The organism is Microvirga sesbaniae (assembly GCF_025460805.1).
GTDB classification, from domain to species: Bacteria; Pseudomonadota; Alphaproteobacteria; order Rhizobiales; family Beijerinckiaceae; genus Microvirga; species Microvirga sesbaniae.
Genome location: NZ_JAMXFJ010000001.1, coordinates 272,893 through 288,540, shown reverse-complemented (window position 1 = coordinate 288,540; position 15,648 = coordinate 272,893). Strand labels below are relative to the sequence as shown.

Here is a 15,648-nt window from a genome sequence, read left to right as displayed (position 1 = left end):
GTCAGGCTGTCGCGGATTTCTTACGCTACGTAATGCCTATTATTCGACGCCCATTATGGTTACCGATCGGTTAAGATTTCCCGAGACCATCGCATTTTTTGTTGGAAAACCAATGATTTCCGCCCCAGGCCGCAGGTTTTCAGGAATTGCGTCCTCGTTCCGGAAATAATGCTGAGCTTGCCGGGCGCCTCCCCGGGCGTCCCATTGACCTTCCTCCGGGAACCCCTAGCCTTGATCCGATGTCACTGGAGATCCTCCGATGCGGTACGGATGGCGGCTTCTTCTCTTGACGGTTCTCTTGGCGGCGTTGTCGCTCGTCACGGCTCACAATCCGGCGGCGGCACAGCAATCCACGACCGTCCGGGTCGGGCATTTTCCCAACATCACCCATGTGCAGGCCCTCGTGGCCCGCGCCTTCGAGCGGCAGGGACGCGGCTGGTTCGCGGAGCGGCTCGGGCCAGGGGTGAAGGTCGAGTGGTACACCTATAATGCCGGTCCGAGCGCCATGGAGGCGATCTTCGCCAATTCCCTCGACCTGACCTATGTGGGGCCCAATCCCGCGCTCAACGCCTATGCCCGCTCCCGCGGCGCCGAGGTCCGCGTCATCGGCGGCGCCGTGAACGGCGGCTCCGCCCTTGTGGTCCAGGGCGATTCCACCCTGTCGAAGCCCGTCGACTTCAAGGGCAAGCGCATCGCCACGCCCCAGTTCGGCAACACGCAGGACGTGGCAGCCCGGGCCTGGCTCGTCGCGGGCGGATTGCGCATCACCCAGACCGGCGGCGACGCCCAGGTGGTGCCCACCAGCAACCCGGACCAGCTCTCCCTGTTCCAGAGCAAGCAGCTCGACGCGGTCTGGACCGTCGAGCCCTGGGTGTCGCGGCTCGAATCCGAGGCCGGCGGCAAGGTGCTGGTCGAGGAGAAGGATGCGATCACGACCATCCTCGTCTCGAGCGCCGGGTTCCTGTCGAAGAACCGCGATCTCGCCAAGCGCTTCGTGGCCGCCCATCGCGAGCTCACCGACTGGATCCGGAACAATCCCGACGAGGCGCAGCGCCTGGCCCGGGAGGAACTGCAGGCCTCGTTCCGCCTCGACATGTCGCCCGAGCTCGTCGCCCGTGCCTGGAGCCGCATGGTCATCACGCCGGACACCACCCGAGAGGCGTTTCAATCCTTCGTGACCAGCGCCCAGCGGGTGGGCTTCCTGCGCGACACGCCCGACCTCTCCCGCCTGATCGAGGCGCCTTGATGGAGCTGTCCCACCCTGAGTCCCTGACGGCCGCGCCTGCCAAGCTCATCGTGGAGAACGTCTTCAAGCGATTCACGTCATCGCGTGCCACCGTGCAGGCCCTGGACGACGTGTCCCTCACCGTCGCCGAGGGAGAATTCGTCTGCCTGATCGGTCAGAGCGGATGCGGCAAGTCCACCCTCCTCGACATCATGGCGGGGCTGACCATGCCGGATTCAGGGCGGGTGCTCGCCGACGGCAAGCTCGTGGAGGGTCCCGGCCGCCAGCGTCTCGTCATGTTCCAGGAATCGGCGCTTTTTCCCTGGCTCGACGCCTTCGGCAACGTCATGTTCGGGCTGAAGCTGCGGCCGGACCTGACGGGGGCCGAGCGCCGGGACATCGCCGATCATTTTCTCAAGCTCGTCGGCCTCGAGAAATTCAGGCACGCGCATGTGCACGAGCTCTCCGGCGGCATGAAGCAGCGCGTCGCGCTGGCGCGCGCACTCGCTCCCGATCCCCAGGTGCTGCTCATGGACGAGCCTTTCGCCGCCCTCGACGCGCTCACGCGCGACCAGCTCTACGACGACATCCAGCGCATCTGGATGGGAAGCCGCAAGACCATCGTGTTCGTCACGCACAACGTGCGCGAAGCCGTATGCCTGGGAAACCGCGTCGTTCTCATGTCGCCGTCGCCGGGGCGCATCTCGCAGATCTTCCAGATCGATCTTGCGCACCCGCGCGACATCAACAGCCGTGATCTCGCGGGCTATACGTCCACCATCGCGGCCGCGCTCAAAGGCACGTTGAAGGGAGCGGTCTTCGAATGAAGCGTCTCGCCGTCGCCCTCCTGTTCTTCGCCATGCTGACCGGCCTGTGGGAACTCGCCGTGCGCAGCGGGCGCTGGTCGATCGTGCTTCTCCCCTCGCCCGTTTTCGTGGCCGAGTACATCTGGGGCGCGCTGCTCGATGGAACGCTGATCGAGTCGACCTGGGTGACGCTCAAGCGGCTTCTGATCGGCTATGCGGCCGGCGTGGTGATCGGCCTGCCCCTGGGTCTGCTGACCAGCACGACCCAGGTTCTCGAAGACACGATCGGATCGCTCGCCCTCGGGTTCCAGACCCTGCCGAGCGTCTGCTGGGTGCCGCTGGCGCTCGTCTGGTTCGGCCAGACGGAAGGCGCGATGCTGTTCGTCGTGATCATGGGCACCGTCTGGTCCGTGATCATCGCGACCGATCACGGAGCGCGCAACATCCCGCCGATCTATGCACGGGCGGCGCGCACCATGGGGTCGGAGGGCTTCCACAAGTGGACGCGCGTCATCCTCCCGGCCTCGCTTCCCTTCCTGGTCAGCGGCATGAAGCAGGGATGGGCGTTCGCGTGGCGCTCGCTGATGGCGGCGGAGATCTACGTGACGATCCTCACCGGCTTCGGCCTCGGCCATCTGCTCCATTACGGCCGCGAGCTCAATGCCATGGAGCAGGTGATCGGCATCATGATCGTGATCGTCGTCATCGGACTTCTCGTCGACCGCCTGCTGTTCTCGCCCTGGGAGCGCTTCCTGCACCGGCGCTGGGGAACGAATGTCAAGGAGACATAGCAGGGCTGCATCGCGGCTCCCTTTACCTCGCATCCTTATGAAACATTTCCGCTTACCTGTCGTTGGAAGCCGAATGTCCGAGGGAGTGATGTCATGCCTGGCCAGGGACGCAGTCCTGTTCTCATCGGCGCGGCCGTCCTGACGCTCCTGATCGGACTCGCCCTCGCCGTCGGAGGCGCATGGCTGATCACGCTTGGCGGATCCTGGTACTACCTGATCGCGGCCGTCGGCTTTGTCCTGACCGGCATCCTCCTCCTGGCGCGACGGCCCGCTGCCCTGTGGGTCTATGCACTCGTCGTCGCCGGTACCCTCGGCTGGGCCTTGTGGGAGGTGGGTCTGCACTGGTGGCCCCTGGCGGCGCGCGGCGACGTGGTGTTCCTGCTCGGCTTTCTGCTGCTCACGCCCTGGGTCACGCGCCATCTGACCCATCGGCGCAGCACCGCATCGGACCATCGCGACGAGGCCGTGCGACCCGTCTCCGCCTTCCGGGGCGCGGGGCTGCCGCTGACGGGCATCCTGGCCATCGCCCTCGCGGTCGCGGCGGCCTCCTGGTTCACCGATCCCACGCGAATCGACGGCACGGCGCCGGGGCCGCGGGCGGAGGTGCCCGACGATGCGCTCGGCGTCCCGCCCGGCGAATGGCATGCCTATGGGCGCACGGCCTACGGCCAGCGCTACTCGCCGCTCAACCAGATCACCCCGGCCAACGCGGCCCAGCTCCAGGAAGCCTGGACCTATCGCACCGGCGACGTGCGGGGCCGTCCCGGCGACCCGGAGGAGACCACGTTCCAGGTCACGCCGCTCAAGTTCGGCAATCGCCTCTTCCTGTGCACGCCGCATCAATCGATCATCGCGCTCGACGACACGACGGGCCGGGAGGTCTGGCGCTACGATCCGAAGATCCGCGGCGAGCTCGCCCTCCAGCATCTCACCTGCCGCGGCCTCTCCTACTACCGCGGCAATGGCGCCGCCGCGGCAGCGCCCGTGCCGGCGCCTGCGCCGGTCGCGACCGCCTCTCCGCTGCCGGACCTGCCCGTGGCGGCCAGCGAACGCCCGCCCGCCGACAATTGTCCGACGAAGCTCTTCATGCCCACAGCGGACGGCCGCCTGATCGCGCTGAACCCTGACAACGGCGCCGTCTGCACGGCCTTCGGCGGCGGCACGGGGCAGATCAATCTCTGGGCCAACATGCCCAACGTCAATCCGGGCGCCTATTACTCCACCTCGCCGCCCGCCATCGCGAAAAACCTGATCATCGTCGGCGGCACCGTGCTCGACAACGTGTCGACGAGCGAGCAGTCCGGCGTCATCCGCGCCTTCGACGTGAACACGGGCGCGCTGGCGTGGAACTGGGATTCGGGCCGGCCCGACGTGACCACGCCGATCGCACCGGGCGAAACCTATGTCCCCAACTCGCCCAATTCCTGGTCGATCTCCAGCGTCGACGAAGCCCTGGGCCTCATCTACATCCCGCTCGGCAACCAGCCGCCGGATCAGTGGGGCGGCAACCGCAGCGCCAATGTGGACCGGTTCTCCTCCTCGGTCGTGGCGCTCGACATCGCGACAGGTCAGCTGCGCTGGGTCTTCCAGACCGTCCACCACGATCTGTGGGATTACGACGTCCCGTCCCAGCCGAGCCTCGTCGACCTGACAATCGGCGGACAGACGGTGCCGGCTCTCGTCCAGCCGACCAAGCAGGGAGAGCTCTACGTGCTCGACCGGCGCACCGGCCAGCCCGTCCTGCCGGTCACCGAGAAGCCCGCCCCGCAGGGCGCCGCCCAGGGCGACCGGACCGCGCCGACGCAGCCCGTCTCGGCCCTGTCCTACGATCCGCCGCCGCTCACCGAGCGCGACATGTGGGGCGCGACGATGTTCGATCAGCTCGCCTGCCGGATCGCGTTCAAGAAGCTGCGTTACGAGGGCCGCTACACGCCGCCCTCCCTCCAGGGCACCCTGGTCTATCCGGGCAATTTCGGCGTGTTCAACTGGGGCAGCGTCGCGGTCGATCCGGAGCGGCAGATCGCGTTCACGACGCCGACCTACATCGCCTTCGTGTCGCAGCTCGTGCCGCGTCAGGACGACAAAACGCTCTATGTTCAGGGCGAGAACCGGCCGGAGAGCAGCCTGCCGGCCCTGAACGAGAATTTCGGCGCGCCGTTCGCCGTGAAGCTCTCCGCCTTCACGTCGGCGCTCGGCGTTCCCTGCCAGGCGCCGCCCTGGGGCTACGTGGCGGCCGCCGACCTCACCACCGGCAAGATCCTCTGGAAGCACAAGAACGGCACCGTGCGCGACGCCTCGCCTGTCCCGCTCCCCTTCCCGATGGGCGTGCCCAATCTCGGCGGCCCGATGATGACGGGAGGCGGCGTCGCGTTCCTCTCGGGCACCATCGACTATTACGTCCGCGCCTATGACGTCTCCAACGGCGCCCAGCTCTGGGAGGCGCGGCTTCCCGCCGGCGGCCAGGCGACGCCGATGACCTATACCGGCGCCGACGGACGGCAATACCTGCTCGTGGTGGCGGGCGGTCATGGTTCGCTCGGCACCAAGGCGGGCGATTACGTGATCGCCTACGCTCTCCCGAAAACCTGACGGGAGGCTCTCATGAGCCGAATCATCGCCGTCTGATCGGACGGACCCAGTCGGAATCACCGGAACAAGCCCGGTGATGACACCCTCCACACGTCATGGCCGGCCTTGTGCCGGCCATGACGTGTGGAAAAGCGCCGCGCCTCGAAGAATCGGGATCACCGGGACGAGCCCGGTGATGACGGGGAGAAGGTGGCACCCTCCCGTCACGGTCGAAACCTCCCATGTCATGGCCGGCCGGTCATCACCCGCCTCGTGCCGGCCATCCCGATCGTCCGACGCTCAGCGGACCCGAAAGCTCGCACGATGCGCCGGTCAAGAGAAGGAGCCTCGGATGAATCCCGAAAGTGGTGTCCACTTTTCACGCCCGAGGCTCTACCGCCCATCCTGCTTCAACGATCCGGATCCCGCGCCCCCTGTCGGTGCGCCGCCGGTGCCGATCGAGCCCGCGGACGTCCCCGGGCTTCCGGCCGGCAGCGTGCCGCCCGGCTGCAGCGGCGTCGAGAGGCCCGACGGCGCGCGCGGCGGATGAGCGGATGAGAACCAGGTGTCGTCCGACGGGCTTCCGCCCGGCGCCGGAGAAGCCAAGCCGGCGCCATGCAGGAGCGCATCGTCCCCCGGGTCCGATCCCAGACCCTGCTGCGTGCCGGCCGGGCTCGACGGCGGGCTTCCCGTCCGGTCGGTGCGGGCTCCCGAGCCGGTTCGGTCCACCATGCCGCGACGGGAGCCCTCCAGGCTGCGGTCGATGACCCCGCTCTCGAGCGGGAATGGCGGCTGCGGACGCCGGGGCGGCACATGCACCGACCTGGTCTGGCGCGAGCCCGTGTGGCCGGACCGGGTCATGGACCACAGAAGCGCCCCCGCCCCGAGGGCCGCAAGACCGCCGAGGACGCCGAACACGGTTCCTGTCGGAAGACCGTAGCGGCTCGGCATCATGACTTGCGGCATATGCCAGCGCTCGGCCTCGTAGGAGGCGATCCGCTCGCGCTCGTACCGGCGCCAGAGGTGCTTGAGCTCGGGCGGGGAAAATGCCCCCCGGGCGACGATCATCACGCCGTTCTCCTCCAGGGTGAACGCGTGGCGGATCGAACCGGTGAGGTCCTTGAAGTCGGAAGCCCAGTCGGCGCTGTCCTTGTCGGGCCGGGCGGCGAGCCTGTCGAGCTCCCGGAGGATCTCGTCCTGCTTGCCTTCGAGATCGGCCAGATAGGTCGCCGTGCGCTCATGTCCCGACAGGGCGGGATAGAGCACGTTCTGCTGCGCGGCGATATGCCGTTCCAGCTCGTCCTGGAGATCGGCGAAAAGTTCGGCGCGGCTGTTGGGCCCGCTCCCCGTCGCCCGCAGCACCTCGCGGCAGAGCTCTTCGATGTTCGCGTGGTCCGCCACAACCATCTGCCACAATTCCATGGGGGCCTCCTCTCATGCCGGATCGGCATGAACCATGCCTGATAAGCATGAACGGTCAGAGCGGACCGCTGTTCCGCCGCCGGCGGGCTTTGGCCCCGAGAGCGCATCCTACGGACCCGGAGGGCCGCATCAGCGACGCGCCGGTCAAGAATGGCGCCTCGCAAGCGATCCCCGAAGCGGGCCCACTCTCGGGATCGGTGCTCTAGCCCCAAAGAGCCGCCGGCCCTTAAAAATGCCGCAGAGGTGACAAGGTTAGTCCGGAATTGCTATGAACAAAGTCAAAGCTGGGCCTTGCGCATGGGAGGCGCAAGGGCTTGTCCGAAGCCTCAAGAAGCGTGAGAGATCGAATGAACGCGCAGACCCCGCAAGCCTTCGACGCCGTCGCGCCTGCCTCCGTGAATCTGCCGACCTACGACGATGTGATCACGGCGGCGTGGCGCATCGACGGGGTGGCCCACCGAACGCCGGTTCTGACCTCCCGCACCGCCGATGAGCGGACGGGCGGCCGGCTCTTCTTCAAGGCCGAGAACCTCCAGCGCGGCGGCGCCTTCAAGTTCCGCGGCGCCTACAACGCGATCGCCAGGCTGTCCCCCGATGCGCGCCAGCGCGGCGTCGTCGCATTCTCCTCCGGCAACCATGCCCAGGCCATCGCCTATGCCGGACAGCTCCAGGACGTGCCGACCGTCATCATCATGCCGCAGGATGCTCCGGCCATGAAGGTCGCGGCCACCAAGGGCTATGGCGGCGAGGTGGTGCTCTACGACCGCTACAAGGAGGACCGCGAAGCGATCGGGCGCAAGCTGTCGCAGGAGCGCGGCCTCACGCTCATCCCGCCTTATGACCACGAGGACGTGATCGCCGGCCAGGGCACGGCCGCGAAGGAGCTGATCGAAGAGGTCGGCCCCCTCGACATGCTGCTCGTCTGCGTGGGCGGCGGCGGCCTGCTGGCCGGCTCGGCGCTCGCGTCGAAGGCGCTCTCGCCCGATTGCCGGATCTTCGGGATCGAGCCGGAAGCCGGCAATGACGCGCAGCAATCCTTCCGCACGGGATCCATCGTCCGGATCCCCGTGCCGGCCACCATCGCGGACGGCGCGCAGACGACCTATGTGGGCAACAAGACCTTTCCCATCATGCGCGCCCTGGTCGACGACATCCTCACCGTGTCGGACGCCCAGCTCGTGGACACCATGCGCTTCTTCGCCGAGCGCATGAAGATCGTGGTCGAACCGACCGGCTGCCTGGCGGCGGCGGCGGCGCTTCACGATGTCGTGCCCTGCCGGGGCAAGCGGGTCGGCATCATCATCAGCGGCGGCAACGTGGACCCGCGGGCGCTGGCGGGCTTCCTCGCGGGGTAGAGGACATCCCGCGGCATCGTCCCCCGACACGGTTCCGCAGGGGGCCTCGGGAGAGCATGCTCCGGCCAGGCAGCCGATGGCTCGTCAGGTTGAGGCCTTCACGGCGAGAACCGCATAGCGATGCTGCGTCGCGCGCTCCAGCCCCCTGAGCAGCGGCAGGTTCTTCGCCTGCGCCCGGTGGATCGGCTTGAGATCGCGGTCGATGAGCGTCCGGGAGAAACCCGCCTCGCGCAGCAGCCCGGCGACCTCCTCCGCCCGCGCTCCCTTGGAGAAGTAGACGCGTCTCAGGATGCGTTCATGGGTTTCGCGCATGGCATTGGGCGCGTGCGAGGCCCCGGCGAGCCCCGGCACCAGCTTCTCGACGAAACGGATCATGCGCTTGACGATCGTATCCGACACGAAATCGCCGTCGATAACCAGCAGACGTCCGCCAGGCTTGAGGAGGGAATGCCACTCCCGGAAGGCCGCCTTCGGATCGACCAGCGTCCAGACAAGATGGCGCGTGACGAGCACGTCGTAGCTCTCCGGCTGCTCCAGGGTACGTTCCGCATCACCCATGACGAAGCGGATCTCGGCGCCGCGCCTGGCCGCCTTGGCGCGGGCCTGCGTCAGCATCGCGTCCGACCAGTCGAGACCCGTGACGGTGAAGCCGAGGCCATGCAGAAGGTGGGAGATCACGCCCGTGCCGCTGGCGAGATCGAGAGCCTTCCGGCCCTGGCCCGGACCGAGATGGCGCCGGAAGAGATCGCGCCAGGCCTCCCGTTCCTCCTCCGAGAAGATCTCGTGACCGACCTGCTCGTCGAAGGTCGGCGCACGCAAGGACCAGTAGTCGCGGATCTCGTCCCGGAGGGTGTAGTTCGAGTTCATTGAAGTCTCACGAACGCAGGTGATTTCCGCGCTCCTCTAGGCACAATTTGCCAAACCGTCAAACTATAATCATTATAAACTGCAGAATAGAACGATTACAAACTACCCCAATACTGCTCTTCCTTATAGATATTCTAAAAGATATTCCTTGCACGGCAACTATTCGAGACATAGGAAGTGCGCGCTTTCCTCAAGATGCGAGGCGCGTCATGCAACTCTCCAAGCTGGTCTTCGGCGCCGCCCTGGCGCTGGTCGGGCTTCTGCCCGTGTCCTCCCAAGCCGCCGACAGGATCAAGGTGACCGACATCACCGGCCGCCAGGTCGAAGTGATGGCGCCCGTCCAGAAGGTCATCCTCGGCGAGGGACGCCAGACGTACTTCGTGGCCACGCTCGACACCGACCAGCCGTTCAAGCGCGTGGTCGGCTGGCGCGACGACCTGCAGAAGGCGGATCTCGACGGCTACAGGGACTACCTCGCCAAGTATCCGCAGATCGACAAGATCCCCACCTTCGGCGGCTTCAAGGAAGGCACGTTCGACGTGGAGCAGGCCGTCTCCCTCAAGCCCGACGTGATCCTCCTCAACATCGAGGCCAAGACCGCCACCGACGACGCCAAGCTCATCGAGAAGCTCGCCAAGATCGACATCCCGGTCGTCTTCGTGGACTTCCGCGAGAAGCCCTTCGAGAACACCGACGCGAGCATGCGCCTCATCGGCAAGCTGTTCGGCAAGGAGACGCGCGCGGAGGAGTTCATCGCGTTCCGCAAGGCGCAGATCGATCTCGTGACCGAGCGCCTCGCCAAGGCCAACCCGCCGAAGCCCGTCGTGATGGTGGAGCGTGCCGCCGGCTATTCCGACGATTGCTGCATGTCCTTCGGCAACGAGAACTTCGGCAAGTTCGTGGAGGTTGCAGGCGGGCAGAACCTCGCGGCCAAGATCATTCCCGGCACCTTCGGCGTCGTGAACCCGGAACAGATCATAGCGGCCAATCCGGATCAGGTCATCGTGACGGGCTCGAACTGGGAACTCTACGTTCCGGGCGGCGCCTGGGTGGGCGTCGGCTCCGGGGCGGACAAGGCCAAGGCCCGGGAGAAGCTCGCCGCGCTGATGAAACGTCCCGCCTATACCGGCGTGAAGGCCCTGCGCGACAACCGGGTCCACGCCATCTGGCACCAGTTCTACAACAGCCCCTACCAGTTCGTCGCGATCCAGGCCATGGCCAAGTGGCTGCACCCGGACCTGTTCAAGGACCTCGATCCCGAGACCACCATGAAGACGCTCTACGAGCGCTTCCTGCCCGTCCCCTACAAGACCGGCTACTGGGTCTCCCTCACCGACAAGGAATAGGCCCTTGGCCCACTCGCCCGCCATCGCCATGCCGCAGGGACGCGGAGCCTACCGCGTCCTCGTCCAGCGCAAGAAGCTCGTGCTTCTTGCGCTCGGCCTCGTTCTCGTCCTCTCGGTGATCGCCGATCTCGGCCTGGGACCGGCGCGCTATTCCATGCGCGAGGTCGTGCTGGCGCTGATGGGCTCGCCCGAGGTCTCGCTCCAGACCAGCGTGGTGATCTGGGACATCCGCATGCCGGTCGCGCTCATGGCGGTCGTGGTGGGGGCGGCCCTGTCGGCCGCGGGCGCGCAGATGCAGACGATCCTCAACAATCCGCTCGCCAGCCCCTTCACGCTGGGCATCTCGGCGGCGGCGAGCTTCGGCGCCTCGATCGCCCTCGTGTTCGGCGTCGGCATCCTGCCCTGGGCCATCGACTACGTGGTGTCGATCAACGCCCTTCTCATGGCCATGGCGGCGGCCCTGTTCATCCATTTCATGAGCCAGAGGCGCGGCGTCACGGTCGAGACCATCGTGCTGCTCGGCATCACCCTGGTCTTCACCTTCAACGCGCTCCTCGCCCTGGTGCAGTATCTCGCCTCCGAGCAGGCGCTCGCCGCCGTGGTGTTCTGGACCATGGGCAGCCTGACCCGCGCCACCTGGCCGAAGCTCGCCATCACCACGGCCGTTGTGGCGATCTCCCTGCCCCTGTTCATGCGCCGCGCCTGGGCGCTCACGGCGCTGCGCCTGGGCGACGACAAGGCGGCGAGCTTCGGGGTCAACGTGCGCTGGCTGCGCCTGGAGACGATGATGATCATCAGCCTGCTTGCCGCCGTGCCGGTCGCCTTCGTGGGCACCATCGGGTTCATCGGCCTCGTCGGCCCGCACATCGCCCGCATGCTGGTGGGCGAGGATCAGCGCTATTTCCTGCCCGCCTCCGTCCTGTCGGGCGCGGCGATCCTGTCGCTGACGTCGGTCATCAGCAAGTCCATCGTGCCGGGAACGATCTTTCCCATCGGCATCATCACGGCCCTCGTGGGCGTGCCGTTCCTCTTCAGCCTGATCATGTCCAGCCGGAGGCGCTCATGGTAGCGACCCTGCAACTCACCGATGTCGGCGTGCGCTACGGCAGGCAGGAGGTGCTCTCGGGCGTCACCACGCCGGTGCTGAAGGGCGGCGAGGTCACGGCCGTGATCGGGCCGAACGCCGCCGGCAAGTCGAGCCTGTTCCGGCGCATCGCGGGCCTCCTCGACGGTCCCGGGACCATCCGCATCGACGACGGGGCGCTCCGGCCCGACCCGGGCCATGTCTGCTACATGCCGCAGGACACCTCGGTGAACACGGTGCTGACCGTCTACGAATCGGTGCTGCTCGCCCGCAAGCAGGGCGCGGGCCGCAAGGTGACGGACGAGGACCTTCACGAGGTCGACCGCATCCTCTACGATCTGCAGATCGAACCCATCTCCTTCAAGGGTCTGCACGAACTCAGCGGCGGTCAGCGCCAGCTGGTCTCCCTCGCCCAGGTGCTGGTGCGCGATCCGAAGATCCTGCTCCTCGACGAGCCCACGAGCGCCCTCGACCTGCACCGGCAGGTGGAGGTGCTGGCCCTGATCCGCTCCCTCGCGAGGGAGCGCGGGATCTGCGTCATCCTGGCCATCCACGATCTCAACCAGGTCCTGCGCGTGGCCGACCGGGTGATGGTGATCGATGCCGGCACGATGGTCTCCTGCGGGCCGGTGGAATCGGTGATCACCCCGGCCCTGCTCCAGACCATCTACCGGGTGGAAGGCCGCATCGAGCGCTGCTCGCGCCAATCCGCCCACGTGATCATCGACGGGCCGATCGGACGGTCCTGACGCGGCGCCGTCCCGGCCGGCACGCGGGCCTCAGCGCTTCCTGGAAGCGGAAGCCTGCGTCTCCTTCAAGGTCGTCTCGACCTTGTCGAGCTTGTCCTCGATCTTATCGAGCTTCGTCAGGATCTGGTACAGCAGGTCCGGGACGACACGGGCATGATCGACATTCTCGCGGGACGCCTTCGCGGTCGCCTGCACGGCCTCGATCAACTCGCGCATCTCGGAGCGTGTCGCGGTCACGGCGTCGGTGGACGGCGCAGGAGCGGTTTGGGCGGCGGCCTGGCAGGCGAAACCGATTGTCAGAACAGAGGCGATGACCACGAGGCGCATTGTCGGGCTCCAGGAGAAGGCAAGAAGAGATCTCAAGATGTCGGCAGCAAGGCAAAGACTTTCTTCAAGGAACGCCGCGTTCTTTGTTGAAAGGCGGGAGCTTTCGGCCCGAAACGCCCCCTCCTGCGGCGCCATGGCCGTCCTAACCGCTTCTTCACCCTACAGGGTCATATCGCTCGCCATTCCGGGCAATCGCCCGACCCTGTCCTCATCGCAGGAACGCCTGCCGAATCGAAAGGAGATGCCCGTGCCGACGCGACGTCACCCCCGGCTTGCCGCCGCTCTTCTCGCCTTTGCCGCGACCCTGCTCCCTGCCCTGGCCGCCGGCTCCGACCAGGACGCGACGGTGCGCGAAGCGGTCGACGCGGCGGTGAAGCCGGTCATCGAGCGCTACGGCATCCCCGGACTGGCCGTCGCGGTGACCATCGACGGCAGGCGCCACTTCATGGATTACGGCGTGGCCTCGAAGGACCATCGGATCCCGGTCACGCGCGAGACGCTCTTCGAGCTCGGATCGATCAGCAAGACGTTCACCGCCACCCTGGCGACCCTCGCGGCGGTCGAAGACCGGCTGTCGCTCACCGACCCCGTCGGCCGGCACATGCCGGAACTGAAGGGCAGCGCCCTCGACAGGGTGCGGCTCCTCGACCTCGCGACGCATACGGCCGGGGGCTTTCCGCTCCAACTGCCCGCGGCCGTGAAGGATCAGAAGCAGCTCATCGCCTATTACCGCGCGTGGACGCCGAAGGCGCCCCCGGGAACGCAGCGCAGCTACGCCAATCCGAGCATCGGCCTTCTCGGTCTGGCGACCGCCCGCGCCATGGGGGCGAGCTTCGAGACCCTCGCGGGACAGCTGTTCCGCGATCTCGGCCTGCAGCACACCTTCATCGACGTTCCCGAGGCCGAGATGGCGTCCTATGCCTGGGGCTACGGCCGCGACGGCAAGCCCGTCCGCGTGTCCGATGCTCTCCTCGCGGCGGAGGCCTATGGCGTCAAGTCGAACGCGGTCGACATGCTCCGCTTCCTCGAGGCAAACATGGGCGTCGGCCCGGTCCCGGAAAAACTCGCCCGGGCCCTGCGTGCGACCCGGACCGGCTATTCCCGCTCGGGCGGGCTGATCCAGGATCTCGTCTGGGAGCACTATCCCTATCCGGTGGCGCTCGACACGCTCGTCGCCGGCAACACGATGAACCAGAAGGTCCATCCGGCCGCCGCGATCGACCCGCCCATGGCGCCGCGAGACGACGTGATCGTCAACAAGACCGGGTCGACCCTCGGGTTCGGGGCCTATGTGGCGTTCGTTCCGGGCAAGAGGATCGGGATCGTCATGCTGGCGAACAAGGCCTATCCCAACGAGGCCCGAGTGGAGGCAGCCCACCGGGTGCTCTCGCGCCTGACGGAATAGGCCGCGCCCCCTTCCACGTCATCACCGGGCTTGTCCCGGTGATCCCGATACGGTGAGGCGCCGCGCCCCAAAAGATCGGGATGGCCGGCACAAGGCCGGCCATGACGTGCGGAGGGTATCAGCACCGGGATTGTCCCGGTGACCTCGATCGGAAGACCGCCGAGCGCATCCTGCGGACGATGCGCCGCTTCAGGATGAGAGCATCGGATCCGATCCCAAAAGTGGTGTCCACATTTGGGTCCGAGGCTCTAGCACTCGGTCTTCTGTTTCGTCGTGGTGTCGCCGAACTCGTTCGTCTTCTGCTGCGTCGTTGTCGAGCACCCGGTGCTGCCGGTCGCTCCCACGTCGCGATGCTCGATGATCACGTCCTTCCGGTCGGGACCGGACGCGGCGCCGCCGGCGATGCCGCCGATTCCCGCCCCGACGGCGGCACCGACGGGCCCGCCCACCACGGCTCCGGCCGTGCCGCCGGCAATCGCGCCGGCCGCGGCGCCGCCCTCCTCGGCCCATGCCAGGGTCGGGACCGTCAGCAGCAGCGCGGCAGCCGCGAACTTGAGATCAGAAACACGCATGACCTGCTCTCCACCTATCGAAGGAAAACTCCGCCATGACAACGGTGAAGGCAGCGCCGCGTTTCAGCGTGGCCGTTGCCCGAATTCCGGACGCCGTCTCGCGGCTGCAACCCTTCGGGGCGATCCCTCGAAGGAGCGGTCGCGATTAACACGATGTTAATCGGCCGCGGCGGACAATTGCCGATCATCCGGGGAAGACCGCCATGGTTTCCGATTCCCGATCCAAGGCGATGGTCCTTGTCGTCGACGACGATGCCGTCGCCCGCGAGCTCGTCGCTCATCTTCTTCGAGCGGGCGGATACGACGTGACGGCCGTCCCCAACGGGGAGCGCGCGCTTCTGATCCTGTGCCAGCAGGGCGACGAGATCGACTGGCTCGTGTCCAAGGTGGACCTGCCGGGGCTGGTCTGCGGCTTCATCCTGAAAGACGAGTATGAGCGGCTTCATCCCGACCGGCCCGCGCTGCTGATCGCATCCCCCGATCCGGCCAGGACGTCGCCCGCCCACGCGGTTTTCATCCCTCCGGCGGCTCCGGTCAGAGTGCTCGAGGCTCTGCAGGGCCTGACAAGCCCGGATGCCCCGCGGGTCCTGCCGTTTCCGAGCGCGAAGGCAGCCTGATCGCTCCGGCGCGAGCCAGTCTCCCTCTCGCCTGCATTAATCATCTGGTTACCCCCTGTCCGGCATACCGACAGGATGACCTATTCCCGCGACACCGAAGCCGTTTCCGAGTTCACCGGCGAGCCCGTCAGCACCTGGTCCGAGGAATGGCGGATCGAGACCGAGGCCCGGACCGTCCTGAAGATGTCCAAGCAGGAGCGGGACGTCTTCTTCAACGGGCGGAAGGACGAGAACGGGAAGACGATCGACCGCGGGGTGGTCGGCATCCGGGGGGCGAAGGCGGCCGAGGAGATCAAGGCCACCATGGAGCGGCTGCAGGAAGCCCGTACCAAGCCCCGATGACGGACAGGACTCCTAAAAAGGTCGGTGTTTAGAAATAAAAAGAAAAGAAAAGGGTCGCGCCCGGTCTTTATCGACCGTGTTCGCGACCCTTCGAACCGTATTTGCCCCTACGGTGAGCCCGGATTAAATCATATGAGATGATCGATCAAGGGCAAATAGTTTGCAAATGAAC

Annotated in this window: 15 protein-coding genes; 11 read left to right on the top strand and 4 right to left on the bottom strand. The window is 66.7% G+C overall.

Annotated features, from left to right (window positions below):
* The first annotated feature begins 259 nt into the window (after positions 1-259).
* From OCW50_RS01315 to OCW50_RS01300, 4 genes are all read left to right on the top strand, one after another.
* The gene (locus tag OCW50_RS01315; protein WP_262268529.1) at positions 260-1,246 is read left to right on the top strand and encodes an ABC transporter substrate-binding protein; all 987 of its coding nucleotides are present in this window, start codon (positions 260-262) and stop codon (positions 1,244-1,246) included.
* Positions 1,246-2,052 (top strand): ABC transporter ATP-binding protein, encoded by an 807-nt coding sequence (locus OCW50_RS01310; protein WP_262268528.1) that lies wholly within the window; start codon positions 1,246-1,248, stop codon positions 2,050-2,052. The genes OCW50_RS01315 and OCW50_RS01310 overlap by 1 nt, the downstream gene beginning before the upstream one ends.
* Complete coding sequence (locus OCW50_RS01305; protein ID WP_262268527.1) at positions 2,049-2,822, top strand: ABC transporter permease; 774 nt, start codon at positions 2,049-2,051, stop codon at positions 2,820-2,822. The genes OCW50_RS01310 and OCW50_RS01305 overlap by 4 nt, the downstream gene beginning before the upstream one ends.
* Positions 2,823-2,915: 93 nt before the next feature.
* Positions 2,916-5,411 (top strand): glucose/quinate/shikimate family membrane-bound PQQ-dependent dehydrogenase, encoded by a 2,496-nt coding sequence (locus OCW50_RS01300; RefSeq protein WP_262296159.1) that lies wholly within the window; start codon positions 2,916-2,918, stop codon positions 5,409-5,411.
* Positions 5,412-5,783: 372 nt separating this feature from the next.
* Here OCW50_RS01300 and OCW50_RS01295 read toward each other — a convergent pair whose 3' ends face one another.
* Positions 5,784-6,812: a hemerythrin domain-containing protein gene (locus tag OCW50_RS01295; RefSeq protein WP_262296158.1), complete on the bottom strand. Its 1,029-nt coding sequence runs from the start codon at positions 6,810-6,812 to the stop codon at positions 5,784-5,786.
* 347 nt (positions 6,813-7,159) lie between these two features.
* Between OCW50_RS01295 and OCW50_RS01290 the strand changes: the two genes are divergently transcribed.
* Entirely contained in the window at positions 7,160-8,167 is a 1,008-nt protein-coding gene (locus OCW50_RS01290; RefSeq protein WP_262296157.1) for a threo-3-hydroxy-L-aspartate ammonia-lyase, read from the top strand.
* Between the two features lie 84 nt (positions 8,168-8,251).
* Here OCW50_RS01290 and OCW50_RS01285 read toward each other — a convergent pair whose 3' ends face one another.
* Complete coding sequence (locus OCW50_RS01285) at positions 8,252-9,034, bottom strand: class I SAM-dependent methyltransferase (RefSeq protein ID WP_262296156.1); 783 nt, start codon at positions 9,032-9,034, stop codon at positions 8,252-8,254.
* Positions 9,035-9,243: 209 nt separating this feature from the next.
* On the opposite strand from OCW50_RS01285, the gene OCW50_RS01280 reads away from it, so the two are divergent.
* From OCW50_RS01280 to OCW50_RS01270, 3 genes are read left to right on the top strand one after another with little or no spacing between them, the layout of a single operon-like run.
* Positions 9,244-10,380, top strand: a complete 1,137-nt coding sequence (locus tag OCW50_RS01280) for an ABC transporter substrate-binding protein (RefSeq protein ID WP_262296155.1) — start codon at positions 9,244-9,246, stop codon at positions 10,378-10,380.
* Between the two features lie 28 nt (positions 10,381-10,408).
* On the top strand, positions 10,409-11,449 hold the full coding sequence (locus OCW50_RS01275) for a FecCD family ABC transporter permease (protein ID WP_373371290.1): 1,041 nt from the start codon (positions 10,409-10,411) through the stop codon (positions 11,447-11,449).
* Positions 11,443-12,213 carry an ABC transporter ATP-binding protein gene (locus tag OCW50_RS01270; protein WP_262296153.1) on the top strand — a complete coding sequence of 257 codons (771 nt, stop codon included), beginning with the start codon at positions 11,443-11,445 and terminating at the stop codon, positions 12,211-12,213. The genes OCW50_RS01275 and OCW50_RS01270 overlap by 7 nt, the downstream gene beginning before the upstream one ends.
* 30 nt (positions 12,214-12,243) lie before the next feature.
* Here OCW50_RS01270 and OCW50_RS01265 read toward each other — a convergent pair whose 3' ends face one another.
* Positions 12,244-12,540: a hypothetical protein gene (locus OCW50_RS01265; RefSeq protein ID WP_262296152.1), complete on the bottom strand. Its 297-nt coding sequence runs from the start codon at positions 12,538-12,540 to the stop codon at positions 12,244-12,246.
* A gap of 241 nt (positions 12,541-12,781) precedes the next feature.
* On the opposite strand from OCW50_RS01265, the gene ampC reads away from it, so the two are divergent.
* Complete coding sequence (gene ampC, locus OCW50_RS01260) at positions 12,782-13,945, top strand: class C beta-lactamase (protein ID WP_262296151.1); 1,164 nt, start codon at positions 12,782-12,784, stop codon at positions 13,943-13,945.
* Between the two features lie 248 nt (positions 13,946-14,193).
* Here the strand turns inward: ampC and OCW50_RS01255 are convergent, their stop codons facing one another.
* Entirely contained in the window at positions 14,194-14,517 is a 324-nt protein-coding gene (locus OCW50_RS01255; RefSeq protein WP_262296150.1) for a hypothetical protein, read from the bottom strand.
* A gap of 203 nt (positions 14,518-14,720) precedes the next feature.
* On the opposite strand from OCW50_RS01255, the gene OCW50_RS01250 reads away from it, so the two are divergent.
* Together OCW50_RS01250 and OCW50_RS01245 are read left to right on the top strand one after the other, a co-directional pair.
* Entirely contained in the window at positions 14,721-15,134 is a 414-nt protein-coding gene (locus OCW50_RS01250) for a response regulator (RefSeq protein ID WP_262296149.1), read from the top strand.
* A 75-nt stretch (positions 15,135-15,209) separates the two neighbouring features.
* Complete coding sequence (locus OCW50_RS01245) at positions 15,210-15,476, top strand: DUF7696 family protein (protein WP_262268515.1); 267 nt, start codon at positions 15,210-15,212, stop codon at positions 15,474-15,476.
* The last annotated feature ends 172 nt before the right edge of the window (positions 15,477-15,648 follow it).